Below are 25,129 nucleotides of genomic sequence, written 5' to 3'. Positions count from 1 at the left end.
CCGCCGTTCCGATCGCCCCTTCAAAGAACAGTCGAACCGAAAGACGACAGATGGAAGTCTCCCGCACCCGCGCCCTCCGCGGCCCCAACATGTGGAGCCGCCACACCGCCATCGAGGCGGTCGTGCACTGCAGCGAGACCGAGCGCGCGCTCGCCGACATGGCCGGCTTCGAGGCCCGCCTGCGCGAGCGCTTCCCCGGCATCGGCCCGCTGCGGCCGGCCAGCAGCGCCAAGTCGCCCATCACGCTGGCCCATGTGCTGGAGCAGGCCGCGCTCGCGCTGCAGGCCCAGGCCGGCTGCCCGGTGACCTTCAGCCACACCCACACGACGTCCGAGCCGGGCACCTACCAGGTCGTCGTCGAGTACAGCGAGGAAGACGTCGGCCGCATGGCCTTCGACAAGGCCGTCGAGCTGATCGCCGCGGCCCAGTCCGGCGGCGCCTTCGACGCCGACGCCGCCATCAAGGCGCTGCGCGAGACCGACGAGGACATCCGCCTCGGCCCCTCGACCGGCTCCATCGTCGACGCCGCCTGCAAGCGCGGCATCCCGTTCCGCCGGCTGACGCAGGGCTCGCTGGTGCAGCTGGGCTGGGGCGTCAAGCAGCGCCGCATCTGGGCGGCCGAGGTCGACGCCACCAGCGCGGTGTCCGAATCGATCGCGCAGGACAAGGACCTGTCCAAGCGCCTGCTGCAGTCGGCCGGCGTGCCGGTGCCGATCGGCGCGCCGGTGAACTCGGTCGACGAAGCCTGGGAGCTGGCGCAGGAGATCGGCCTGCCGGTCGTGGTCAAGCCGCTGGACGGCAACCAGGGCAAGGGCGTGACGGTGAACGTCGCCACCCGCGAGCATCTGGAGATGGCCTACAAGGCGGCCGACGAGATCGGCACGGTGATGGTCGAGAAGTTCCTGCCCGGCAGCGATTACCGCCTGCTGGTGGTCGGCGACAAGCTGGTGGCCGCGGCCCGCCGCGACCCGCCCAACGTGATCGGCGACGGCGTGCACACGGTGCGCCAGCTGGTCGACAAGGTCAACGAGGACCCGCGCCGCGGCGACGGCCATGCCACCTCGCTGACGAAGATCCGCCTGGACGACATCGCCATCGCGCGCCTGGACCTGCAGGGCCTGACGCCCGAGTCGGTACCCGACAAGGGCCGCCGCGTGATCCTGCGCAACAACGCCAACCTGTCCACCGGCGGCACCGCCACCGACGTGACCGATGACGTGCATCCCGAGGTCGCGGCGCGCGCGATCGCGGCGGCGACCGTCGTCGGCCTGCATGTCTGCGGCGTCGACGTGGTGGCCGAGAGCGTGCACAAGCCGCTCGAGGAGCAGAGCGGCGGCATCGTCGAGGTCAACGCCGCGCCGGGGCTGCGCATGCACCTGAGCCCGTCCTACGGCAAGGGCCGCGACGTCGGCGAGGCCATCATCTCGAGCATCTACGGCCCGGGCAACCGCGGCAGCGCGAACGAGGACGGCCGCATCCCCATCGTCGCGGTTACCGGCACCAACGGCAAGACGACGACCTCGCGCCTGGTGGCGCACATGTTCGCGACACAGGGCCTGCGCGTGGGCATGACCAACACCGACGGCGTCTACGTCGACGGTCGCCAGACCGACAGCGGTGACTGCTCGGGCCCGAAGAGCGCCCGCAACGTGCTGATGCACCCGGACGTCGAGGCCGCAGTCTTCGAGACCGCGCGCGGCGGCGTGCTGCGCGAGGGCCTGGGCTTCGACCGCTGCCAGGTGGCGGTGGTGACCAACCTGGGCGAGGGCGACCACCTGGGCATGAACTTCCTCAACACCGTCGAGGAGCTGGCGCTGGTCAAGCGCGTGATCGTGCAGAACGTGGCCGACAACGGTTATGCGGTGCTCAATGCCGCCGACCCGGTCGTGGCCAAGATGGCCGAGGTCTGCCCGGGCCAGGTGATCTTCTTCGCCAGCGACCGTCACCATCCGCTGATGGCCACCCACCGCGCGCAGGGCAAGCGCTGCGTCTACATCGACGGCGACGCGCTGGTCGCGGCGCAAGGCGCGTGGCGCGAGTCCATCCCGCTGCGAGACATCCCCTTCACCCGCGGCGGCGCGATCCCGTTCCAGAACGAGAACGCGATGGCGGCCGTGGCGGCGGCCTGGGGCGTGGGCCTGGACTGGGACACGATCCGGCGCGGGCTGGCCAGCTTCATGAGCGACCCGGACAGCGTGCCGGGACGTTTCAACGTGATGGACTACCGCGGCGCGACCGTCATCGCCGACTACGGCCACAACGGCGACGCGATGCGCGCGCTGGTGCAGGCGGTGCAGGCGCTGCCGGCCAACAAGCGCTCGGTGGTGATCTCGGGCGCCGGCGACCGCCGCGACGAGGACATCCGCATCCAGACGCAGATCCTGGGCGAGGCCTTCGACGAGGCCATCCTGTTCCAGGACGCCTGCCAGCGTGGCCGCGAGGACGGCGAGGTCCTGGCGCTGCTGCAGGAAGGCCTCAAGGGCGCGACCCGGACGAAGCACATCGAGGAGATCCGCGGCGAGTTCGTCGCGATCGACCGCGCGCTGGAACGCCTGCAGCCGGGCGACCTGTGCCTGGTGCTGGTCGACCAGGTCGAGGAAGCCCTGGCCCACCTGAACCAGCGCGTCCGGGAAGCCTGATGGCGGCCGGTCGCTGGCGTCACTGGCCGGCGCACTGGTGGAACGGCCTCAGCGTCGCCCTGGGGGTGATGCTGGTGCAGGCGATCGTCTCGCACGCGGCGCCCGCCGCGCTGTCGCACGTCGCCTCGCAGCTGGCGATGGCCTGCGCCATCTGTGCCAGCCTGGCCGATCTGCCGGGCAGCGTCCGGCGCAACCGCAACCGGGTGCTCACCGCCGGCGCGATGTCGCTGCTGGCGGTCGGGCTGGTCGCGGTGCTGCATCCCTACCGCATCGCGATGGGCGTGCTGGTGGCCGCGCTGGCCTTCGGCAGCGCCTTGCTGCTGAGCTGGGGCCCGCGCGCGGGCCCGGTCTCGTTCGCGCCCATCCTGGCCATGGTCTTCGCGCTGGCCTGGCCGCCGCAGCCGCTGCCGGTGGTGCTGGCCAGCGGCGCGGCCGGCATCGCGCTCTACCTGCTGTGGAGCGTGCTGACCAGCGCGCTGCTGCAGCGGCGCTTCCATCGCCTCGCGCTGGCCGAGGCGCTGCACGGCCTGGCCCAGCTGCTGACCGCGCGCGCCGAGCTGCTGGGCAGCGGCGGCGCGGCCCATGCGATGCGCGACTGGCTGGGCAACGAGGCCCAGCTCGCCGAGCTGCTGCAGACCGCGCGCGACCAGGTGTTCCCGCGCGCCCGCACCGATCCGCGCAGCGCCGCGGTGCTGCTGCACGTGGTGGAGTTGCGCGACCTGATGCTGGCCAGCCGGCTCGACCTGGAACTGCTGGGCGAGGACCCGGTCGGACAGCAGATGCGCGCGGCGCTGGTGGGCCGGCTCAAGGCGCTGGGCGTGCTGCTGGACGAGTACCGCGATGCGCTGCTCGACGAGCGCGCGCCCGCGATGAACACGGTGCGGCCGACGCGCTGGCCGGAGCTGCCGCCGCAGGATCCGCGCACCCGCCTGCAGCTGGTGCTGCAGGACCGGCTCTCGCACCTGGACGGCGAGGTGCTGGCGATGGGCCGCGCGCTCGACGTCGCCCAGCCGGTGCCGCCGCTGGCGCTGGACGCGGGCACGCTGCGCCAGTTCGTCACGCCGGTCGGCTGGCCCATGGGTCTGCTGCGGGCGCAGCTGCACCTGGACTCGCCAGTGCTGCGGCACGCGCTGCGCAGCACGCTGGCGCTGGCCTCGGCCTACTTCATCGCGCTGGCGCTGCCCTGGGCCTCCCATCCGCACTGGCTGGTGCTGTCGGTGGCCGTCGTGCTGCGCGGCAGCCTGGACCAGACGCTGGAGCGCCGCAACCTGCGGGTGCTGGGCACGGCGATCGGTTGCGGGCTGATGCTGGCGCTGTCGCTGATCCCCAGCCAGACGCTGTGGATCGTCGTGCTGCAGGTGGCGGTCGGCATCGCGCATGCGTTCGTCACCCGCCGCTACCTGGTCACCGCCATCGCCGCCACGATGCTCGCCCTGCTGCAGTCGCACCTGGCCGATCCGTCGCACGGCATCGCGGTCTCGGAGCGGCTGGCCGACACGGTGCTGGGCGCGGTCCTGGCCTGGGCCTTCAGCTACGTGCTGCCGGCCTGGGAGCGGCGCAACCTGCCGCGCGCGCTGAAGCGGGCGCAGCACGCGCTGCAGCAGTACGCGCTGCAGGCGATGACCGCGGCGATGACGCCCGCGGGCGCGCTCACCCAGCGCATGGCGCGGCGCCAGGCCTATGACGCGCTGGCGGCGCTGTCCGCCGCCTTGCAGCGCAGCGCGGCGGAACCGCGCCGGGTGCGGCCGCCGCAGGACGAGCTCAATGCGGTGCTGGACCACGGCTACCGCCTGATGGCCCACCTGTCGATGATGCGGCAGAGCCTGATGCGGCGCGGCAAGGAGCTGGACGGCGACCTGATGGCCGAGATGCCGGCCGCGGCCGCGAAGCTGCAGCGCGCGCTGGCCGGCCAGGAGCCGGTGCCGCACGCGGTGCAGGCGCTGCAGGACTGGAGCCTGCTGCCGGACGTCGGCCCGCTGGAGGACATCCGGCCGTGGATGCGGCGCCGCATGCAGGTCAGCCTGGACGACGCGGCGCGCGCGGGCCAGGCCGCCGAGGCGGCGTTCGCCGCGATGGCGGCGCCGCCCGAGGCGGAGATGTCGGTGTCTCGGCTGAACTGATCGCCCGGCGGCGCCGCGCGGGCGATCACGCCACGGTGATCACTCCACCGTGATGTGCCGCTCCTTGATGAGGGTCGACATCCGCTTGAGTTCCGCCTCGACGAACTTGCCGGACTCGGCGACACCGCCGGGGAAGGGCTCGCCGCCCAGTTCCACGATCCGGGCTTTCACCTCCGGCGCGGCCAGCGCCTGCTGGACGGCCCGGGACAGGCGCTCGACCACCGGTGCCGGCGTCCCCGCCGGCGCGAACAGGCCGTTCCACTCGTACATCTCGAAGCCGGGCAGGCCGGCCTCGGCGCCGGTGGGCACCTCGGGCAGCGCCGCCGAGCGCTGGCGGCCGCTCACCGCCAGCGGGCGCAGCTTGCCCTGCTTCACGTACTGCAGCGTCGAGGCCACGTTGCCGAAGAACACCGGCACCTGGCCGCCGATGACATCGGTCAGCGCCGGACCGCCGCCCTTGTAGGGCACATGCATCATCTCGACCTTCGCGGCCTGCTCGAACAGCACGCCGGCGATGTGCTGCGCCGAGCCGTTGCCCGACGACGCGAAGGCCACCTGGTCGGTCTTCACCCTGGCCGCGGCGACCAGCTCAGCGGCCGTCTTCGCGGGGAACTGGGCGTTGACCAGGACCACGTTGGGGAACAGCGCCGTGACCGCGACCGTCTTGAAGGCCTTGCCCTGCTTGTAGGGCGAGTTCGGGAACAGCGTCGGCGTGACCGCGTAGGACGAGGCGTCGAACAGCAGCGTGTAGCCGTCGGCCGGCGCGCGCGCCACCGCGCCGGCGGCGATCTGGCCACTGCCGCCGGGGCGGTTCTCGATGATGACGGTCTGGCCGAGCGCCTCGCCCAGCTTGGGCGCGATCAGCCTTGCGATCAGGTCGGCGCCGCCGCCCGGCGGGTAGCTGACCATCAGGGTCACCGGCTTGCTGGGCCAGGCTTGCGCCCAGGCGCCCGTCGACAGGCCGCAGGCCAGGGCAAGCGCCGTCATCACGGCGGGACGTCGTCCGATCATCATGGTCTCCTGATAGAGCGATCAGCGCATCTCGGCGCTGTAGTGGAAGGCGGTCGCGTCGCCCCAGGTGGTGCGCAGCTCGATGCAGTGGCCGCCCAGGTCGAAGGCCTGCCGGTCGACGCGGATCGCGGGCGCGCCCTCGGGCAGGTCCAGCAGCGCGGCGGTGGCCGCGTCGAGGTGCCCGAAGCTCAGCTCGTCATTGGCCCGCGCGACGGTCACGCCGCAGAGACGGGCCAGCATCGGATAAAGCAGGTCCTCCCACTCGCGGGTCGGGAGCGCGCGCAGCGCCTCGAAGCGGGCCAGCGGCAGCAGCAGGTCCTCGGCCAGCACCGGCCGCCCCGCCAGCAGCCGGACCCGCTTCACCCGCAGCGCCGCGTCGCCGGTCTGCTGACCCAGGGCCAGCGCTTCGGCCGCGCGCAGCCGCACCGTCTGGCAGCGATGGACGCGAGCCGTCGGCGGCTCGTCCGTCGGTCCGCGGAAGCGGAAGAAGCGCAGCAGCGACGGGCCGTTCAGCCCCTGCGTGACGAAGGTCCCCTTGCCATGCACGCGCTGGACGATGCCTTCGGCGGCAAGCATGGCCACGGCCTGACGCACCGTGCCCAGCGCCACGCCGAAGCGTTCCGCCAGTTCGGTCTCGGCGGGAATGGCCGCGCCGGCGGCCCATTCCCCACCGACGATGCGCTGGCGCAGCTCCTGCGCGAGCTGGGCATACCGGCTCACGCCGGCCGCGTTCGGAAGTCCTGTGTCCAAGGTGGTTTTCCTATAGTCCTCTATAGGACTAGAATTCGCGCATGATGCCGACGCCCTCTTCCGACGTCAAGCCCGCGCCCGGTGCGGGCGTGGTCGACGCCCATTTCCACGCCTTCCCGCTGACCAGCACGGGCGTGCCCGGCGCGCGCTATGTGCCCGCCTACGCGGCGCCGCTGGAGGCCTGGGTCGCGGCGACGGCGCCCCATGGCGTCACGCAGGGCGTGCTCGTGCAGCCAAGCTTCCTGGGCACCGACAACACCCACCTGCTGCGGCTGCTGGCGGAGCAGGCCGGACGACTGCGCGGCGTGGTCGTGGTCGCGCCGGACATCGCCATGGCTGAACTTGAGCGCATGCAGACGCTGGGCGTGCGCGGCGTGCGGCTCAATCTCGTGGGCGGCGATCACCGGCTGGGCGCGGAATGGCATCCGCTGTTCGAGCGCCTCCAGGCGCTGGACTGGCATGTGCAGGTCCACACGGACCACGGCCGGCTGGCGGAAGTCCTGGCGCGGATTCCGCAGGCGCTGACCGTCGTCGCGGACCACTTCGGCAAGCCTGCGGCGGCGTCGGAGTTCGAGGCATTGGCCCCCGCCCAGCGGGATCGGCTGCATGTGAAGCTCAGCGCGCCCTATCGCCTGGAGGCCGGCTGCGAGGCGACCGCGCTGCTGTCCCGCTGGCTGGACCTGATCGGTCCGGGGCGCCTGATGTGGGGCAGCGATTGGCCCTGCACGGCGCATGAGCAGGCGCGGGACGCGTCGACCTCGCCCGCATGGCTCGAGGACGCGGCGGGAACGAGCGGGACGCTCGAGGCGCTGCGGGCCGGCAACGCGTGCCGGCTGTACCGGTTCTGAAAGCGCGCAGCGGACGCCACGCGGCGTCTGATCCAACCCGGCGGAGGTCGGGGCCCGGACGCGACACGGGCTCCCGACTGGGAGCCCGTGTCATGTCGACGATCGCGGCCGGCCCGAGGCAGGCCGGCGCGCCCGGCGAGATCAGCTCAGCTTGACGTCGATCTTGCGCGGCTGCGCGTGCGCTGCCTTGGGGATGCGCACCCGCAGCACGCCGTGGTTCAGTTCGGCGCTGATCTGGTCGGCGTCGAGTTCCTTGCTCAGCGTGAACGCGCGGCGATAGAACTGGCGCGACACCTCGACATGGCCGGCGGCCAGTCCGGCGGGCACGTCCAGCTGCATCTCGGCCTCGATGACCAGGCGGTCCTGGTCGACGCGCAGCTGCAACTGCTCTCGCGGCACGCCGGGCAGGTCGGCGAACAGCGTCAGGCCTTGCGCGTCCTCGATCACGTCGACGGCGGGCTGGATCGCGTAGTCGTCGCGTCGGCGCGCGGCCTGTGTCGAGGCGGTGGCGGAGGTCGAAGCCGACACGCTGGCGGCGTCGGTGGCGGGGGTGTGAACGGCGGTCGTGCTCATGAAATGCTTTCGTCTCGGGGTTCCGGGGACTTGATCGCGGCGGGCGCGGATCAGTGGATGTCGATGCGGCGGGGCTGCGGCGCGGGCCGGCGCTTGACTCTGACGCGCAGCACGCCGTCCTTGTAGGAGGCGATCACCTGCTCCGGATCGATGTCATCGGGCAGGCTGACGACGCGTCGGAACTTGCCGGCGAAGCGCTCGCGCTGATGGACGATGGTCTTGCCGGCCGACGCGACCGACGCGGCGGGTTGGGCCGCGGCCTCGCCGTCGCCCTCGGTCGCGGACGGCTTGGCGGCCAGCGGCGACACGCGCTCGCCGGACAGGCTCAGCACGCCGCGGTCCAGGTCCACGCCGATCGTGGCCGGGTCCAGGCCGGGGGCGAAGGCATGGACCTCCACCGCCTCCGGCGACAGGCCCACATTGAGGGCCGGATAACCCCCGCGCGCGACGCCACGGCCGGCGGTGGCTTCGAACAGGCTGCTCATCTCGCGCTGGAAGCGGTCCAGGTCGTTGAACAGTTCACGGGCAAACAGTTGACGGTACATGCGGGGCTCCTTGGCTTCCTGCGGATGGGTCGCGGCGGGGTGTCCGCCATGACTCCCCAACTAGGAGCGCCCGGTCGCGCTTCAAGATCTTGAAATCGAGGGTGGCCCGTCCCCATATGCCGCGCCCGCCGCGCGGAGCCCGAACCCCGCCACAGGCACGCTATGTTGGACAGTGCGCGCCGCTGTCCGCCCAGGCTTTGATCAGATCGGTGAATTCCTTCTGGGTGCCCGGCGCCGGCGCGCGGCCGGCACCGGGAGACCAGGCCCAGCCGACCAACTCATCGCGCGCCATGTGGTCGATGATCTGGTCCATCGTCTTGCCACCGTTGCGTGATCGGTCTTTCAGCTGCTTGCAGATCTCGCCGAGGGCACGGCCGTGCCAGGCCATCTCGAGCGGCGCCAGGTGCCAATGCTCGTTGCCCGGCACGCTGAAACTCCGCGTCGCTTGGAAGTTCTGGGCGCCGTGGCAGCTGGCGCAACGCATCGCCGTGGTGCCGAAACCGTCCTTGCCGCGCAAGACCAACGGCTGGTGCAGCTGCATGCCGTCGCCCTGCAGTGGGCGGTTGCCATTCGGATGGCAGTTCAGACAGCGGGGATGCTGGATCACCTTGCCCGCTTCGACAAACAGGGCCTGCGACCGTGCCTTGTCATCCGCGATGCTCGAGAACTGCGACGGCGAGCGCAAGGTGGTGGCCGGCGCACTGGCGGCGGCGGGCTGTGCCTGAACCCAGCCGGCCACCAGCAGCCAGCCGCCGGCGACGAGCATCCCGGCGGTTTTCATGCGGCCCACGCCGAAGCCGCGGGTGGGTGGGAATGTCGACATGCTCTCTCCCGAAGGTGGCCGTGGGTGCCGGTCCGCTCACGCTGCGGCCATCGCGGCCGCTTGATGGATGGCCGCACGGATGCGCGGGTAGGTACCGCAGCGGCAGATGTTGCCGGCCATGGCGGCGTCGATGTCCGCATCGGTCGGCTTGGGGTTCTGCCTCAGCAGCGCAGCCGCGGCCATCAGTTGCCCGCTCTGGCAGTAGCCGCACTGCACCACGTCGACATCGGTCCACGCCGCCTTCAGCATGGCCACCTGCGGCCCGGACAACCCTTCGATGGTGGTCACCTCGCGCAGGCCGACCGCCGAGATCGGCGTGACGCAGGAGCGCGTCGGCTCGCCATCGATGTGCACGGTGCATGCGCCGCACAGCGCCATGCCGCAACCGAACTTGGTGCCGGTCAGCTGCAGCTCGCCACGCAACACCCACAACAGCGGTGTGTCGGGCTCGGCCAGCACTTCCACAGGCTTGCGATTGATCGTCAACGGGGTCATGAGACTTCTCCGGGTCAAGCCAGCTTCAGTGGCAGGCGGCGCAGCCGCTGGCCGGTGAGGGTGAACAGGGCGTTCGCCACAGCCGGGGCGACCGGCGGCGTACCGGGTTCGCCGACGCCTTCGGGGTTTTCGTCGCTGGCGATGACTTCGGTGTCGATCACCGGACATTCATCGAAGCGCAGCACGGGGTTGTCGTGGAAGTTGGTCTGCTGGACCTGCCCCTTCTCGATGCGCACCTCATCGTTCAACGCGGCCGACAAGCCGTAGACGATGCCGCTTTCCATCTGTTGGCGCACCAGGTTCGGGTTGATGGCGAGGCCGCAGTCGATCACGCAGGTCACACGGTGGACGCGGATGCGCTTGTCGGGGGACACCGACACCTCCGCCACCTGCGCCACGATGGAGCCGAAAGACTGATGCAGGGCCACGCCACGGGCACGCTGGGTGCCATCGGCGGCCGCAGGCAGGGGCTGGCCCCAGCCCGACAACTCGGCAGCGCGCTGCAGCACCTTCAAGTGCCGAGGATGCCTGGCCAGCAGCGCGGCGCGGAAGGCCACTGGATCGCGCCCGGCGGCGTGGGCCACTTCATCGAGGAAGCTCTCCTTGAAGAAGGCGTGGTGCGAATGCCCGACGGAGCGCCAGAAGCCGACCGGCACGGGCAACTCCACGGCCTCGTGGCCGATGCGTGCCGAGGGCCACTCGTAGGGCTGGTCGAAGGCGCCTTCCGAGGTGGTCCGGTCGGGCACGGCGGCGCGCAAGCCGAGCATGCGCTCGATGACCTGCGGCATGATGGCCTGACCGGCCGAGGTGTTCAGCCAGCCCAGCAACTGGCCGGAGGCGTCAAGCCCGGCCTGGAAACGCGAGACGCATGCCGGACGGTAGAAGTCATGCGTCGTGTCCTGCTCGCGCGACCAGATCACCTGGACCGGCGCTCCGCCCGACTCGCGGGCGATGGCCGCCGCCTGGGCGATGACGTCGACTTCACAGCGCCGGCCGAAACCGCCACCAAGCAGCTGCGTCTGCACGTCGACCTGTTCGACCGCGAGGCCCAGAACCTTGGCCACGGAGCGACGCGCCATGTCGGGAACCTGCGTAGCGGCCCATACGGTGGCGCGCCCCTCCTTGAACTGGACAGTGCAGTTCATCGGCTCCATCGTCGTGTGGGCCAGATATGGCGCGCGGTACTCGGCCTTGACGGTCTTCACGGCGCTCTTGAGCGCGGCATCGACGTCACCATGCTTGTAGAAGTGGAAGCCTTCGTCTGTGTCCAGCGATTGCGCCAGACGCTGATAGATCTCATCGGAGGACAAGTTCGCCGCCACCCCATCGTCCCACTCGACGCGCACCGCCTTGACGGCGCGCATCGCGTGGTAGGGCGTGTCGGCAATCACCGCGACGCCACCGGTGCTGCCGTAGAGCGGCGGCAGCGCAAGCACCTTCCTCACACCAGGCAACTTCTGCGCGTCGGTGGCGTCGAAGCTGGCGACGCGACCGCCCAGGGTCGGGCACATTTCCACGCTGGCGTATTGCATGCCGGGCTGCAGCACGTCGATGCCAAAGCGTGCGCTGCCGTCCATCTTCGATGCGGCTTCGAGGCGTTTACGCGGCTTGCCAATCAACTTGAAGGTCTTGGGATCCTTCAGCACAACGGCATCGGGCAACGGCTGGCTCGCCGCTGCAGCCGCCAATTCTCCGAAGGATGCGCTCCTGCCGGACGGGTGCAGCACGCGGCCTGCCTCGACACGGCATTCCCTCGCCTTTACTCCCCATTCCTGGGACGCGGCGGCCACCAGCATCGCTCGCGCTGACGCGCCGGCCTGACGCATCGGCAACCACAGATCCCTCATGCTGGAGGAAGTCCCCGTGAGCATCAGACCGAACTCGCGCATCGCCTTGCCGGTGATCCGCTCGGCGATGGCCTTCAGCGTGCCGTGGTCATCGGGGTGGAAGGGCAGGCTTTCGACGATTCCAGCGACGTTCTGATAGATCTTGTCGATGGGCGCCTGTTCAACGCGAACCTGCGCCCAATCGACATCAAGTTCCTCCGCCAGCACCATCGCCAGACCGGTGTAGATGCCCTGCCCCATCTCGGCCTTGCACATCACGATGCCGACCGTGTTGTCCGCTCCGATCTTGACCCAACCGTTCAGCGCCGACTGTCCCGGGCCGGTCGGCAGCGGATCGGACGTGACCAGGCGCGGCCTGGGCGGCATCGCCGTCCAGCCCACCATCAGCGCCCCCAGCGCGCCCGCCAAGCCGGCACTGCCGAGCAACACAGTTCTTCGCGTAACCATGGCCAAACCCCTGCGTCGCTCGTCGTCGAGAAAATAAGAGACCGATGGTCCTCAGTTTAGCAGACCGGCAGTCTCTTGTGTTGTTTCTAAGATACAGGGATGAAGCCGCCACCACCTTATTTACGCGCGCGATCTCCTGAGCAAAAGGAGGAGCGCCGGCGTCAGCTGCTCGACACAGCAAAGTCCCTGCTGCTGGAGATCCCGGACGTGCACGCCCTGGGCATCAATGAGCTGGCCCGCAAGGCCGGCATGACCAAGTCCAATGTCTACCGCTACTTCGAGAGCAGCGAAGCCGTCCTGCTCGATGTCCTGGTCGAGGAGTTCATGGCCTGGCAGGGCGAACTGGTCCAGGCGCTCAACCGCGGCGGCAAGCGCAAAGGGACCATCGAACACATCGCCGGGGTGTTCTCGTCGACCTTCGTGGCACGTCCGCTGCTGTGCCGGCTCACCAGCATCTTCCCGTCCATCCTCGAGCGCAACGTCTCCTTCGAACGCATGGTCCAGTTCAAGCACGGCCTGCTGGCGGTGCGTCAAGAAACTGCGATGGCTTTCCATGTCAGCGTGCCAAGCATTTCGGCCGCGACGTTCGACAGGTTCATCCACCTCGCACTGCCGCTGCTGATCGGTCTGTGGCCACTGGCTGTCCAGGGGGAAGTCGCCGCGGCGGTCATCGCACGCGAGGAACTGGCGCCACTGCGGTATCGATTCCAGGAGGACCTGGAAGAAGGCATGTCGATGCTGCTGCGCAGTCTTGCGGTCAGTCAGGGTGGCTCGCCCAGGCGAAAGGCGCCCGTTCAGCCCGCTCGGAGAGCAGCCCCTCGGGGGCCGTGAATCATCTCAAGCGCAGCACGTCCTGCGCCGTCACCGCCGGCGCCTGGTTGCCCCAGCTCTGACGGATGACCGTCGCGACCGCGGCCATCTCCTCCTCGCTCAGCACCTGCCGCCACGGCGGCATGCCGTAGGGCCGGGGGTGGGCGGCGGTCGTCGGCGCGTAGCCGCCGTCGGCCAGCGTCTGCAGCAGGTTCTGCGGCGCGTCGAGCGTCACGGCGCGGTTGCCGGCCAGCGGCGGATAGGCGGGCTGGCCGTCGATGCGCCGTCCCTGGCCCTGGTCGCCGTGGCAGTCGGCGCAGTGCTTCGCATAGACCCGGCGGCCGAGGTCCAGCTGCGCCGGCGGCGCCGGCTTGAACTCGGCCGGCGTCGTCGCCTCGCGGGGCAGGCCGCGCAGGTAGACGGCGATCGCGCGCGCGTCCGCCTCGCTCAGATGCTGCAGGCTTTCGGCGACGACATCGGCCATCGGCCCCAGCGCCGCGCCGCGCGGCGACCAGCCGGCGCGCAGCCAGTGCGCCACCTCGTCCTCGGACCAGTCCTGCACGCCCGCGGCCCGCGGATCCGCCAGCGACGGCGCCGTCCAGCCCTGCACGCCGACCCAGCCGCCGCGCAGCCCCGTCGCGTCCCGCAGCGCGCCCAGCCGGTTGCGCGGCGCATGGCATTCGGCGCAATGACCCACCGCCTGGACCAGGTAGCGGCCCCGCGCGATCACCGCCTGGGCGCCCTCCCCGCGCGACGCGCCGCGATCGGCGCCGGGCTCGTCCTGCGACGGCGCATCGCCGGGCGTGAAGTACATCAGGCGCCACACCGCCAGCGCGGTCTGCCAGCGATAGGGCCAGCCGAGCTGGTGGGCCGGCGCGGCCTGCCGGACCGCCGGCTGCTGGCGCAGCCACGCGAAGATCGCGTCGGCGTCCTCGCGCGACATCGCCGTGTAGCTGGTGTACGGAAAGGCCGGATAGAGCAGCCGTCCGTCGCGGCTGCGGCCGTGGTGCATCGCGCGCCAGAAGTCGTCGGCGGACCAGCGGCCCAGGCCGGTCTCCGGATCGGGCGTGAGGTTGCTGCTGAACAGCGTGCCGAAGGGCGTGCCCAGCGGCAGCCCGCCCGCCAGCGGCGCGCCACCGCGCGGACTGTGGCAGCCGGCGCAGTTGGCGACGCGCGCCAGGTAGGCGCCGCGCGCGATCAGCGCGGGGTTGGTGTCCTCGGCGCCGGACAGGGCCGGACGGCCGGACAGCCAGAGCTCCCGTCCCCAGGCACCCGCGATCAACAGCAGCGCCATCACGGGCAGCGCGATCGCCAGGCCGAGCAGTCCGCGCAGGAAGGTCTTCATCGGCCGCGCCGGGTCCTGCGCCGGCCACGAGCCGGCGTCGCGGGGCGCCGCCCCCGATGCGTGTTCCGACCCGCTCATGGCGCGAGGCCTCCGCAAGCCACCGGGAGCGGCGCCGACGACGGCGGCTCCGGATGCGCGCCCGCCGGGCGTGCCGCGAGCCAGCTCGCGACCACGGCGACGTCGTCGGCCGACAGCGCCCGGGCCACGTCGGCCATGCAGTCCGGTGCGTGCGCGCGCCGCAGTCCGTTGCGCCAGGCGCCGAGCTGCCCGACGAGGTAGTCGCGCGGCAATCCCAAGAGGCCAGGGATCGCCGGCTGGCGACCCGCCATCGACGGCCCGTGGCAGGCGGTGCACGCCGGCACGCGGCGCGACGGATCGCTCTGCGTCACCAGCCGCTCGGCCCGGGCCTGCTGCTCGGCGCCGAGCCCGGACGGCGCGGGCGCCGGATACGGGACGTCGAGCGCGGCGAAATAGCCGGCGATCTCGCGCAGGTAGTCGTCGCTCATGTTGCGCAGCAGCCCGGCCATCAGCGCGTGATGGCGACGCCCGTCGCGGAAGGCCTGCAGCTGGTTGAAGAGATAACCCGCCGGCTTGCCCGCCAGCCGCGGGAAATAGCCCTGCGGCGTCGCCCGGCCCTGCGGGCCGTGGCACAGCGTGCAGGCCTGGACGCGCTCCGCGATGTCGTTGCTCAGCGGCCGCAGCGGACGGCCGCCGGGCGCGGCTTCCTCGTCCGTGCCGATGGCGGAGGCCGCCGGGGCGGCCGGTACTGCTGGCGCGATCCGTGGGACCGGCGCGACCGTCGCGGTCGGAGCGGGCTTCGCCGCCGGGACGGGCTTCGCGGCCGGGGCGACCTGGGAGGAAGAGGTCGGCGACGCCTGCGCGAACGCGACGGAGGCGGTGGACGGTCCCAGGCCCAGTACGGCGGCGATGAGGACGCCCGTGACGATTCGGGTGCGATTCATCGGGCCATCATCGCCGCTGGTCCTGTGCCGGCCATCGCAGCGCGGTCCAGCCGTCGCGCCCCTGGTGCTTGGCCTGGTACAGCGCGCGGTCGGCCAGGGCGATCAGGTCCATCGCCGGCGCCTCGACGTCGGCGACGGTGGCGATGCCGATGCTGGTCGTGATCGCCACCTCGGCCGGCCGCGCCGCGCGCACCGCGTCGACGATCTTGGCGGCGACCTGCTCCGCCTCCTCGGGCCGGTTCAGGCCCTCCAGCACCGCGACGAACTCGTCGCCCGCGATGCGGGCCACGTGGTCGCTGCCGCGCACCGCGCGACGCAGCACCGCCGCGAACTCGCGCAGCACGACATCGCCCACGCCGTGACCGTGCGTGTCGTTGATGGCCTTGAAGCGGTCGATGTCCAGGAACAGCAATGCCATCACGCGGCCCTCGCGCGCGAGCCGACGCTGCCGCGCCAGCGCCGCGGCCAGCGCCTGGTCGAACTCGCGCCGGTTGGGCAGCCCGGTGAGCGCGTCCGAGCTGGCCAGCCGCGCCAGCTGCGCCTCGGCCTGCTTCATGACGGTGATGTCGACGGACAGGGTGAAGATGCCCTGCACGCGACCGTCCGCGACCACGTCGGGCACGTACACGGTGCGCAGGTGCCGCTGCTTGCCCAGCATCACCGAGGTGATCTCGAATTCGACCCGCTCGCCGCTCAGCGCCAGGTCCAGCTGCGCGCTGCGCTGACGGGTGCTGGCCTGCCCGAACACGTCGTCGATGTGCAGGCCGATCGCCGCCTGCGGGTCCAGGCCGAACCAGGTGCGCAGGGTCTCGTTGACGTAGCGCATCCGGCGCTCGGCGTCGATGTAGGTGATGAACACCGGCAGGTTGTCGGTGACGGCCTTCATGCGGCGCTCGCTCGCGGCGACCAGCGCCTCGGCGCGCTTGCGCTCGGTGATGTCCATCGAGCAGGCGTAGAAGCCCTCGACGCGGCCGTCGACCAGCTCCGGCACGAAGCGCTGGTGGAAGTGGAGCGTCTCGCCGTCGATCACCTGCTCGGCGTCGAAGGAGACGGCCTCGCCGCGCATCACGCGCTCGACGAAGGGGCGCATCTGCGCCGCGTTCTCGGTCCCGCGCACCTGCTCGAGCGTGCGGCCCCGCAGCGCGGCCGGATCGGCGTGGAAGACGCGGCCGACCTCGGCATTGGCGAAGCGCAGCAGGCCGTCGGCGTCGTAATGGCTGATCAGCGCGGGCACGTTGTCGGTGATGCCCTTGAGGCGTTTCTGCGTCCGCATCAGCTCGCGCGAGCGCAGGACGACCTGGGAGGTCGCCATCACGGTGAACAGTCCCAGCATCGCCAGCCCGGCCAGCATCAGCAGCTCGGTGTGGCCGGCCTCGCGCGACAGCCGCTCACTGATCGCGGCGCGCTCGGCGCGCAGCGACGAGGTCAGCTCGCCCAGCACGTCGCGCAGCTCGTCCATGTGGTGCAGGCCCTGGTCGTTGAGCACCAGTTCCAGCGCCTCGTCCTGCCGGCCCGAATCGTGCAGCCGGATCGTCTGGTTCATCTCGCCGAGCTTGAGGTTCACCAGCTCGCGCACACGCGCCAGCTTCGGCGCGTGGGCGGGGTCCTGGTCGCGGGCGCCGAGCTCCTCGACGCGGCGGTCGAGGTTGCGCACGGCGTCGCGGTAGGGCTGCAGGTAGCTGGCGCGCTGCGTCAGCAGGTAGCCGCGCTGGCCGGTCTCCGCATTGAGCAGGTCCTCCATCAGCGTGGTCATCGACGGCAGCACGTTGTTGATGCGGTCGGCGCGGCGCAGGTCGTCCAGCGTCGCCCGCGCCCGCCAGGCCAGCAGCGCCACGATCACGCCCATGGCCACCAGGGCCACCATCAGGAGCCCCACGCCGCGACCGAGGCTGGTGCGGTGGATCGGCTCGGCGGAGGAACGCATGCGACGTCTCGGGCGGGTCGGTCTCTTGAAGGCGGATCGGCGGGACGGGTCCGGCGGGAGCCGGCGGTAGAGAGGAGTGCGGGCGATTATGGGTGCGGCCGTGCGATCTGCGTCAAGCTGGCATCGGCCCCGGTGGAGCGCTCATGGCCGCGTGCGACAGTCCGGGGATGTCCCGGATTCCCCTCCTGCGCCGTCCCGACCCGCACGGCCATGCCAAGGTCAGCTTCGTCGAGCTGTTCTTCGACCTCGTCTTCGTCTTCGCCGTCACGCAGCTGTCGCACACGCTGATCGGGCATTTCGCCCACGACGGCGTCACGCTGCGCGGCGCGGCGCAGACCGGTTTCCTGATGCTGGCGGTCTGGTGGGTGTGGATCTTCACCTCCTGGGTGACGAACTGGCTGGACCCGGAGCGGCTGCCGGTGCGGCTGTGCCTGTTCGCGATGATGCTGGCCGGGCTGCTGATGTCGGTGTCGCTGCCCCAGGCCTTCGGCGAGCGCGCGCTGATGTTCGCGCTGTCCTTCACCGCCCTGCAGGTCGGCCGCACGCTGTTCTTCCTCTGGGCGGCGCGCGGCGCCGACCTGGCCCTGGTGCGCAACTTCCAGCGGATCGGCGCGTGGCTGTCGGTGTCGGCGGCGCTGTGGATCGCCGGCGCGCTGCATGAGGACCTGCGGGTGCCGCTGTGGGTCGTGGCCCTGGGCATCGAGGTGATCGGCCCGTCGGCCGGGTTCTTCGTGCCGGGGCTGGGCCGGTCGACGACCGCGGACTGGAATGTCTCCGGCGGCCACCTGGCCGAGCGCTGCGCGCTGTTCGTGATCATCGCGCTGGGCGAGTCGCTGCTGGTCACCGGCGCGACCTTCGCCGCGGGGCCGCTGACGCCGATGAGCCTGCTGGCCTTCCTGGTCTCCTTCGCCGGCAGCCTGGCGCTGTGGTGGCTCTACTTCGACACCACCAACGACTTCGCCACCGGCCGCATCACCCACAGCGACGATCCGGGGCGGCTGGCGCGGCTGGCCTACACCTACATCCACCTGCCCATCGTGGCCGGGATCATCGTCAACGCGGCGGCGGACGAGTTCGTGCTCGCCCATCCCGACGGCCACACCGACCTGAAGACGGCGCTGTGCCTGCTCGGCGGCGTGGGGCTGTATGCCGTCGGCGTCGGGCTGTTCAAGCGCGCGGTGGTCGGGCACTGGCCGTGGTCGCACGGCGTGGCGGTGCTGGTGCTGGCGGCGGCGGGGCCGTTCGTGCAGGCCTGGCCGCCGGTGGCGACCAGCGCCTTCGCCTGCGCCGTGCTGGTGGCGCTGGCGGCCTGGGAGCGGCGCTCGCGGGCGCAGTGTCTCGTGCCCGACAGCGCGACCGAGGACGCCGACCCTAGCATCGGCCCATGAGCGCTCCTTCCTTCACCGCGAAGTTCATCGCCGAGCCGCATCCGGCCGATGCCCTGTTCCCGCCGGCCGCGCGGCGCCTGTCCGTCGAGGTCGAGCCCGGCGTGCGCATCCATGCGCGCGTCTGTGGCGAGGGGCCGCCGCTGCTGCTGATCCACGGCCATCCGCAGACGCTGGCGATCTGGCACCGCGTGTTGCCGGCGCTGGCGGCGCAGTTCAGCGTCGTGATGCCGGACCTGCGCGGTTATGGCGATTCGTCCAAGCCCGCCGGCGCGTCGGACCACGCGAACTACAGCAAGCGGCGCATGGCGCTGGACCTGGTCGCGGTGATGGCCGCACTGGGGCATGGGCGCTTCCGCGTGCTGGCGCACGACCGCGGCGCGCGGGTGGCGCACCGCATGGCGGTGGACCATCCCGCGGTGGTCGAGCGGCTGGCGCTGCTGGACATCGCGCCGACGCTGGCGATGTACGAGCAGACGACCGAGGCCTTCGCGCGGGCGTATTGGCACTGGTTCTTCCTGATCCAGCCGGCGCCGATGCCGGAGCGGCTGATCGAGGCCGACCCTGCCGCCTATGCACGGGACACGATGGGACGCCGGCATGCGGGCCAGGCGGCCTTCGACCCACGCGCATTCGTGGAGTACCAGCGGGCGCTGGCGCTGCCCGGCACCGCGCACGGCATGTGCGAGGACTACCGCGCAGCGGCGGGCATCGACCTCGAACACGACCGGGCGGACCGCGATGCCGGCCTCAAGCTGGCAATGCCGCTGCGCGTCTGCTGGGGCGCGCAGGGCGTGGTGGCCAAGTGCTTCGATCCGCTGGCGGAATGGCGGCGTGTGGCCTCGGAGGTCGACGGCGAGGCCCTGCCCTGCGGTCACTACATCCCCGAGGAGGCGCCCGACGCGCTGCTGGCGGCGGTGATGCCGTTCCTGCGCGCGGGGCTTTGATCGAGGAAGCGGCGCTGCGACCGTTACGCTGCGTCCTTTGACGACATCCGGAGTGAAGGCATGAACAAGCTGGTCGCCCTTGGGCAGTTGGCGGGCGGCGCGGTGCTGTGGATCGCGGCGGTGGTGGCGGGCGTGAATGCGCTGAGCCCCTTGATCGGCGCCGCGGAAGGCGCGGGCGCGCCGAGCGGCGCGACAGGCGCGCTGGTGATCGTGCTGCTGCTCGCGGGCGTCGGGACCTGGCTGATGCGCGCCGGATAGCGCCGGATCCGCGCCCGGGCGGGCGGGCACTGTTGAGTGGCCCTCGTCACGCCGCCAGGGCCAGCGGACGGATCTCGCGTTTGATGATTCGTCCCGCAGCCTTCTCAGCGCGCCGCAGGTCATAGGCCGATTGCAGGTTGAGCCATCCTTGCGCATCACTGCCAAAGTAGCGCTCCAACCGCAGGGCGGTATCGGGAGACACGCTGCGCTGCCCATCGACGATCTCGCGCAATCGCGAATAGGGCACGTGCAGCGCCTTGGAGAGTGCATGGACGCTGATGCCCATCGGCTTGATGTAGTCCTCGAAGAGGATCTCTCCCGGATGGATCGGGCGCATTCCGTTCCTGAACATTGCTTACCTCGTTCGTTCCTGCGGTCAGGCAAGGTATCGAACAAGTCCCTCTCGCTCAACGAGAGAAGTTTGGGCAGGCACTTCGCACATTCACTGCTTCATGTGAATCCAACGACCTCAACCGATGGCTAACAAGCTCGCGGGAAACGAAAAAAAGGGCGTGCATCCCTGCACGCCCAAAGGGGCACCGGTCATGAGCCGGTCGCGAATGAAGGGGCCGGGCCTTGCCCGGCCGCAGGCCTCAGGCCGGGGCGTTCCAGCCGCCGCCCAGCGCCCGGACCAGGCCGACCGTCGCCTGGTACTGCGCGGCCTGCACCTGCAGCGCCGCGCGGCGGTTGCGCAGCTCGCTGCGGCGCGCGTCCAGCAGGTCCAGCTGGCTGACCAGCCCGTTGCGGTAGCGCGAGTCCGACAGCGCCGTCGCGCGCGTCGACGACTGCACCGCCTGCCCTTGCACGTCCGCCTGCTGCGACAAGGTCTGCAGACCCACCAGCGAGTCCTCGACCTCGCGCAGCGCCTGCAGCAACTGCTGGCGGTAGCTCGACATCGCCAGGTCCAGGCCCGCCGTCGCCGATTCGACGCCGGCCTTGCGCCGGCCACCGTCGAAGATCGGCAGCGACAGCAACGCGTCCACCGACCACGCCCGCGCCGACCACCGGAACACATCGCTCAGCTCCGGCGAGGCATAACCGCCGTTGGCCGTCAGCGTCAGGCTCGGGAACCACGCGGCCTGCGCCACGCCCACCCGCGCCTGCGCCGCCAGCAGACCGCGCTGCGCCGCGGCCACGTCCGGACGACGCGCCAGCATCGCGCTCGGCAGGCCCGACGGGATCGCCGGCAGGGCCGCCAGCGCCGTGTCCTCGGCCACCTTGAAGCCCGAGGCCGGCTCGCCCAGCAGCACCGACAAGGCGTTCTCCAGCTCGGCCCGGCGGCGGTCCAGGCTGATCGCCTCGGCCTCGGTCGCGGCCACCTCGGTCTGCACCCGCGCCAGGTCCAGCTCGGCCACGTCGCCCGCCTGGTAGCGGCGCTGCGTCAACGCCAGCGTCTCGCGGTAGGCCGCCACCGTGTCTCGCACCAGGCGACGCTCCTGGTCGGCGAAGCGCAGCGCCAGGTAGGTCTGCGCCACGTCGGCCTGCACCATCAGCCGGGTCGACTGCAACAGCGCCTCGCGCGATTGCGCATCCAGCGAGGCCGCGCGGCTGGCCTGCGACAGGCGGCCGGAAATGTCGACCTCCCAGCTCGCGGCCAGGCCGGCGTTCCAGACCGTCGCCGCGGCCGGGCCCTGCCCCGCCACGGTGCCGCGCGCCGCGCCGGCGCTGGCGCCGACCTGCGGCAGGCGGTCGGCGTTGGCGCTGCGCAGCAGCGCGCGCGCCTGCGCCAGCCGGGCCGCGGCGCCCTGCAGGTCGGTGTTGCCGACCAGCGAGCGGCGGATCAGGTCGTTCAGCGTGGCATCGCCGAAGGCCAGCCACCAGTCGCCGCGCGGCTCGGCATCGGCCGGCGGGACCACCGCCCAGCGCGCCTCGCCCACCGTCGCGGGGGCGGTCGACTTGAAGGCCGCCGGCGTGGCCGGCAGGCGCGACTCGTCGATCGGCGGCGGCGTCGCGCAGCCGGCCAGCACCAGCGCGGCCAGCAGCGTCGTCATCATCAGTTTCGTTTTCATGGCATCGACTCCTTGGCGCCCCCGCAAGCGGCGGGAAGCGCTCCGCCGGCCCCGGCGCCCGCGCGGTGGCGGGACGCCGGCAGTCCGGGGATCAAGATTGCGGGATCACTCGTGCTCGTGGCGCGGCGCGGCCGGGTGCGGACGGGCGTTGCCGCCCGGGCCGAAGTCGTGGCCCGCGCCCTGCTCGGGCTGGACGAAGGCCTCGACGTCATGCGGCACCTCGCCATGCTGCTTGAGCGGCTTGTTGCCGGTCAGGCGGCGCACCACCACGTAGAACACCGGCGTCAGGAACAGGCCGAAGGCCGTCACGCCGATCATCCCGGCGAACACCGCCACGCCCATCGCGTTGCGCATCTCCGCACCGGCGCCGGAGGCCAGCACCAGCGGCAGCACGCCCATCACGAACGCCATCGAGGTCATCAGGATCGGACGCAGCCGCAACCGGCTCGCCTCGATCGCCGCCTGCAACGGCGTCCTGCCGGCGAATTCGAGCTCCCGGGCGAACTCCACGATCAGGATCGCGTTCTTCGCCGACAAGCCCACCAGCACGATCAAGCCGATCTGCGTGAAGACGTTGTTGTCTCCATGGCTCAGCCAGACGCCGGTCATCGCCGCCATCAGGCCCATGGGCACGATCAGGATGATCGCCACCGGCAGGGACAGGCTCTCGTACTGCGCCGCCAGCACCAGGAACACCAGCAGGATCGCGAGCGGGAACACCCACACCGCGGAATTGCCGGCCAGGATCTCCTGGTAGGTCAGCTCGGTCCATTCGTAGCTGATGCCCGGGGGCAGCGTCTCCGCCGCGATGCGCGCGATCGCGTCCTGCGCCTGGCCGGTCGAGTAACCGGGGGCCGGGCCGCCGTTGATGTCGGCGGACAGGAAGCCGTTGTAGCGCATCGCGCGTTCCGGGCCGAAGCTCGGCTGGACCTTCATCAGCGCCGACAGCGGCACCATCTCGCCCGAGGCCGAACGCACCTTCAGCAGGCCCACGTCCTCGGCGCGCGCGCGGTAGGCGGCGTCCGCCTGCACCCGCACGGTGTAGGTGCGGCCGAACTTGTTGAAGTCGTTGACGTAGAGCGAGCCCAGGTAGATCTGCATCGTGTCGAACACGTCCGTCACCGCCACGCCCAGCTGGCGCGCCTTGGTGCGGTCCAGGTCGGCATACAGCTGCGGCACGTTGACCTGGTAGCTGGTGAACATGCCGGCCAGCTCGGGCGCCTGCTGGGCCTTGGCCATGAAGGCCTTGACCGCCTGGTCGAGCGCCTCGTAGCCCAGGCCGCCCTTGTCCTCGAGCTGCAGCTTGAAGCCGCCGGTCGTGCCCAGGCCCTGCACCGGCGGGGGCGGGAACATCACGACGAAGGCGTCCTGGATCTGCGCGAACTGCGCGTTCATGTTGCCCGCGATCTCGCCCGCGGACAGGCCCTTGCCGGTGCGCTGGTCGAAGGACTTGAGCGACGCGAACACGATGCCCGAGTTGGAGCTGTTGGTGAAGCCGTTGATCGACAGGCCCGGGAAGGAGATGGCGTGCTCCACGCCCGGCGTCTTCATCGCGATCTCGCTCATGCGGCGGATCACGTCCTCGGTGCGGTCCAGCGTGGCGCCGTCGGGCAGCGTCGCGAAGCCGATCAGGTACTGCTTGTCCTGCGCCGGCACGAAGCCGCTGGGCACCGCCTTGAACAAGCCCACGGTCAGGCCCAGCAGGCCGCCGTAGACCACCAGCATGATCACCTTGCGCGAGATCGCCTTGGTCACGCCGCCGCTGTAGGCCTTGGCACCGCGGTTGAACAGCTTGTTGAAGCCGCCGAAGAAGCGGCCCAGCACCTTGTCCATCGCGCGGGTCAGCCAGTCCTTGGGCTCGTCATGGCCCTTGAGCAGCATCGCGGCCAGCGCGGGCGACAGCGTCAGCGAGTTGACCGCCGAGATCACCGTCGACATCGCGATCGTCAGCGCGAACTGCTTGTAGAACTGGCCCGTCAGGCCGGTGATGAAGGCCAGCGGCACGAACACGGCCACCAGCACCAGCGCGATCGCGATGATGGGCCCGGAGACCTCGCGCATCGCGCGGTAGGTGGCTTCACGCGGACTGAGGCCGGCCTCGATGTTGCGCTCCACGTTCTCGACGACCACGATCGCGTCGTCCACCACGATGCCGATCGCCAGCACCAGGCCGAACAGCGACAGCGCGTTGATCGAGAAACCGAAGAGGTGCATCACCGCGAAGGTGCCGATGATGGACACCGGCACGGCCAGCAGCGGGATGATCGACGCGCGCCAGGTCTGCAGGAACAGGATCACGACCAGCACGACCAGCGCCACCGCTTCCAGCAGCGTGTGGATCACCGATTCGATGGACGCCCGCACGAACTGCGTCGGGTCGTAGACGATCGAGTAGTCGACGCCTTCGGGCATCGCCTTCTTCAGCTCCGCCATCGTGGCGCGCACGTTGTTGGAGATCTCGATCGCGTTGGAGCCTGGCGCCTGGAAGATCGGGATCGCCACCGCGGACTTGTTGTCCAGCAGCGAGCGCAGCGCGTATTCCGACGCGCCCAGCTCGATGCGGCCCAGGTCGCGCAGCCGCGTCACCTGGCCGCCCGCGCCGGACTTGACGATGATGTCGCCGAATTCCTGCTCGCTGTTCAGGCGGCCCTGCGCGTTGATCGGCAGCTGCAGGTCGATGCCCTGCAGGCCGGGCGACGCGCCGACCACGCCGGCCGCGGCCTGCACGTTCTGCTCACGGATCGCCTGGACCACGTCGCTGGCCGACAGGCCATGCTCGGCGACCTTCTGCGGGTCCAGCCAGATGCGCATCGAGTAGTCGCCCGAACCGAATAGCTGCACCTGGCCCACGCCCTGGATCCGCGCCAGGCGGTCCTTGACGTTGAGCACCGCGTAGTTGCGCAGGTAGGTCATGTCGTAGCGGTCGTTGGGCGACAGCAGGTGCACGACCATGGTCAGGTCGGGACTGCTCTTGACCGTGGTCAGACCGAGCCGGCGGACCTCCTCGGGCAGGCGCGGCTCGGCTTGCGAGACGCGGTTCTGCACCAGCTGCTGCGCCTTGTCCGGGTCGGTGCCCAGCTTGAAGGTCACGGTCAGCGTCATGAGGCCGTCGGTGGTGGCCTGGCTGCCCATGTAGAGCATGCCTTCGACGCCGTTGATCGATTCCTCGAGCGGCGTGGCCACGGCTTCGGCGATGACCTTGGGGTTGGCGCCGGGGTACTGCGCGCGGACCACCACTTGGGGCGGCACGACCTCGGGGTATTCCGAGATCGGCAGCACCCGCACCGCGAGCAGGCCCGCGACGAAGATCAGCACCGACAGCACGCCCGCGAAGATCGGGCGGTCGATGAAGAATTTGGAGAGATTCATGTCAGTCTTTCAGATCGACTGG

Annotated in this window: 20 protein-coding genes; 7 read left to right on the top strand and 13 right to left on the bottom strand. The window is 70.9% G+C overall.

Annotated elements, in window-relative coordinates:
• Window positions 1-50 precede the first annotated feature (50 nt).
• On the top strand, window positions 51-2,639 hold the full coding sequence (gene cphA, locus FHT37_RS21955; protein WP_183484598.1) for a cyanophycin synthetase: 2,589 nt from the start codon (window positions 51-53) through the stop codon (window positions 2,637-2,639).
• Entirely contained in the window at window positions 2,639-4,759 is a 2,121-nt protein-coding gene (locus tag FHT37_RS21950) for an FUSC family protein (RefSeq protein WP_183484595.1), read from the top strand. Before cphA ends, FHT37_RS21950 begins: the two co-directional genes overlap by 1 nt.
• 39 nt (window positions 4,760-4,798) lie before the next feature.
• On the opposite strand, the gene FHT37_RS21945 is transcribed toward FHT37_RS21950, so the two are convergent.
• A complete protein-coding gene (locus FHT37_RS21945) occupies window positions 4,799-5,770 on the bottom strand; it encodes a tripartite tricarboxylate transporter substrate binding protein (protein ID WP_255489906.1) in 972 nt (323 codons plus the stop codon).
• Between the two features lie 21 nt (window positions 5,771-5,791).
• Window positions 5,792-6,520, bottom strand: coding sequence for a GntR family transcriptional regulator (locus FHT37_RS21940; RefSeq protein WP_147240438.1), 729 nt, complete (start codon window positions 6,518-6,520; stop codon window positions 5,792-5,794).
• Window positions 6,521-6,561: 41 nt separating this feature from the next.
• Between FHT37_RS21940 and FHT37_RS21935 the strand changes: the two genes are divergently transcribed.
• Window positions 6,562-7,368 (top strand): amidohydrolase, encoded by an 807-nt coding sequence (locus FHT37_RS21935; protein WP_183484589.1) that lies wholly within the window; start codon window positions 6,562-6,564, stop codon window positions 7,366-7,368.
• A gap of 141 nt (window positions 7,369-7,509) precedes the next feature.
• Here FHT37_RS21935 and FHT37_RS21930 read toward each other — a convergent pair whose 3' ends face one another.
• The 5 genes from FHT37_RS21930 to FHT37_RS21910 all read right to left on the bottom strand — a co-directional run bounded on the left by FHT37_RS21930 (window position 7,510) and on the right by FHT37_RS21910 (window position 12,098).
• Window positions 7,510-7,941 carry an Hsp20/alpha crystallin family protein gene (locus FHT37_RS21930; protein ID WP_183484585.1) on the bottom strand — a complete coding sequence of 144 codons (432 nt, stop codon included), beginning with the start codon at window positions 7,939-7,941 and terminating at the stop codon, window positions 7,510-7,512.
• A 50-nt stretch (window positions 7,942-7,991) separates the two neighbouring features.
• Window positions 7,992-8,486: an Hsp20/alpha crystallin family protein gene (locus FHT37_RS21925; protein WP_183484582.1), complete on the bottom strand. Its 495-nt coding sequence runs from the start codon at window positions 8,484-8,486 to the stop codon at window positions 7,992-7,994.
• A 160-nt stretch (window positions 8,487-8,646) separates the two neighbouring features.
• Window positions 8,647-9,309, bottom strand: a complete 663-nt coding sequence (locus FHT37_RS21920; RefSeq protein WP_217648366.1) for an Isoquinoline 1-oxidoreductase subunit — start codon at window positions 9,307-9,309, stop codon at window positions 8,647-8,649.
• 36 nt (window positions 9,310-9,345) lie between these two features.
• On the bottom strand, window positions 9,346-9,804 hold the full coding sequence (locus tag FHT37_RS21915) for a (2Fe-2S)-binding protein (protein WP_183484579.1): 459 nt from the start codon (window positions 9,802-9,804) through the stop codon (window positions 9,346-9,348).
• Window positions 9,805-9,818: 14 nt separating this feature from the next.
• The gene (locus FHT37_RS21910; RefSeq protein WP_183484563.1) at window positions 9,819-12,098 is read right to left on the bottom strand and encodes a xanthine dehydrogenase family protein molybdopterin-binding subunit; all 2,280 of its coding nucleotides are present in this window, start codon (window positions 12,096-12,098) and stop codon (window positions 9,819-9,821) included.
• Between the two features lie 99 nt (window positions 12,099-12,197).
• On the opposite strand from FHT37_RS21910, the gene FHT37_RS21905 reads away from it, so the two are divergent.
• Window positions 12,198-12,929: a TetR/AcrR family transcriptional regulator gene (locus FHT37_RS21905; RefSeq protein WP_091720278.1), complete on the top strand. Its 732-nt coding sequence runs from the start codon at window positions 12,198-12,200 to the stop codon at window positions 12,927-12,929.
• Window position 12,930: 1 nt separating this feature from the next.
• Here FHT37_RS21905 and FHT37_RS21900 read toward each other — a convergent pair whose 3' ends face one another.
• The 3 genes from FHT37_RS21900 to FHT37_RS21890 are packed head-to-tail and all read right to left on the bottom strand — an operon-like array spanning window position 12,931 to window position 17,139.
• Window positions 12,931-14,331 carry a c-type cytochrome gene (locus FHT37_RS21900; protein WP_255489905.1) on the bottom strand — a complete coding sequence of 467 codons (1,401 nt, stop codon included), beginning with the start codon at window positions 14,329-14,331 and terminating at the stop codon, window positions 12,931-12,933.
• Window positions 14,328-15,215: a cytochrome c4 gene (locus tag FHT37_RS21895; protein ID WP_255489904.1), complete on the bottom strand. Its 888-nt coding sequence runs from the start codon at window positions 15,213-15,215 to the stop codon at window positions 14,328-14,330. Before FHT37_RS21895 ends, FHT37_RS21900 begins: the two co-directional genes overlap by 4 nt.
• A 7-nt stretch (window positions 15,216-15,222) precedes the next feature.
• Window positions 15,223-17,139, bottom strand: a complete 1,917-nt coding sequence (locus FHT37_RS21890) for a diguanylate cyclase domain-containing protein (protein ID WP_091720269.1) — start codon at window positions 17,137-17,139, stop codon at window positions 15,223-15,225.
• A gap of 167 nt (window positions 17,140-17,306) precedes the next feature.
• On the opposite strand from FHT37_RS21890, the gene FHT37_RS21885 reads away from it, so the two are divergent.
• From FHT37_RS21885 to FHT37_RS21875, 3 genes are read left to right on the top strand one after another with little or no spacing between them, the layout of a single operon-like run.
• Window positions 17,307-18,527, top strand: a complete 1,221-nt coding sequence (locus FHT37_RS21885; protein ID WP_183484560.1) for a low temperature requirement protein A — start codon at window positions 17,307-17,309, stop codon at window positions 18,525-18,527.
• Window positions 18,524-19,471: an alpha/beta fold hydrolase gene (locus FHT37_RS21880; RefSeq protein ID WP_183484557.1), complete on the top strand. Its 948-nt coding sequence runs from the start codon at window positions 18,524-18,526 to the stop codon at window positions 19,469-19,471. Before FHT37_RS21885 ends, FHT37_RS21880 begins: the two co-directional genes overlap by 4 nt.
• A gap of 60 nt (window positions 19,472-19,531) precedes the next feature.
• Window positions 19,532-19,729, top strand: a complete 198-nt coding sequence (locus FHT37_RS21875; RefSeq protein ID WP_183484554.1) for a hypothetical protein — start codon at window positions 19,532-19,534, stop codon at window positions 19,727-19,729.
• 46 nt (window positions 19,730-19,775) lie between these two features.
• On the opposite strand, the gene FHT37_RS21870 is transcribed toward FHT37_RS21875, so the two are convergent.
• The 3 genes from FHT37_RS21870 to FHT37_RS21860 all read right to left on the bottom strand — a co-directional run bounded on the left by FHT37_RS21870 (window position 19,776) and on the right by FHT37_RS21860 (window position 25,107).
• Complete coding sequence (locus FHT37_RS21870; RefSeq protein WP_147240151.1) at window positions 19,776-20,081, bottom strand: HigA family addiction module antitoxin; 306 nt, start codon at window positions 20,079-20,081, stop codon at window positions 19,776-19,778.
• A 241-nt stretch (window positions 20,082-20,322) separates the two neighbouring features.
• Entirely contained in the window at window positions 20,323-21,738 is a 1,416-nt protein-coding gene (locus FHT37_RS21865; protein ID WP_183484552.1) for an efflux transporter outer membrane subunit, read from the bottom strand.
• A gap of 105 nt (window positions 21,739-21,843) precedes the next feature.
• Entirely contained in the window at window positions 21,844-25,107 is a 3,264-nt protein-coding gene (locus FHT37_RS21860; protein WP_091720254.1) for an efflux RND transporter permease subunit, read from the bottom strand.
• Window positions 25,108-25,129 lie beyond the last annotated feature (22 nt).

Origin of the sequence: Mitsuaria sp. BK037 (assembly GCF_014193045.1) — a bacterium.
Classification (GTDB): Bacteria; Pseudomonadota; Gammaproteobacteria; order Burkholderiales; family Burkholderiaceae_C; genus Roseateles.
This window is presented reverse-complemented; position numbering and strand designations above follow the sequence as displayed.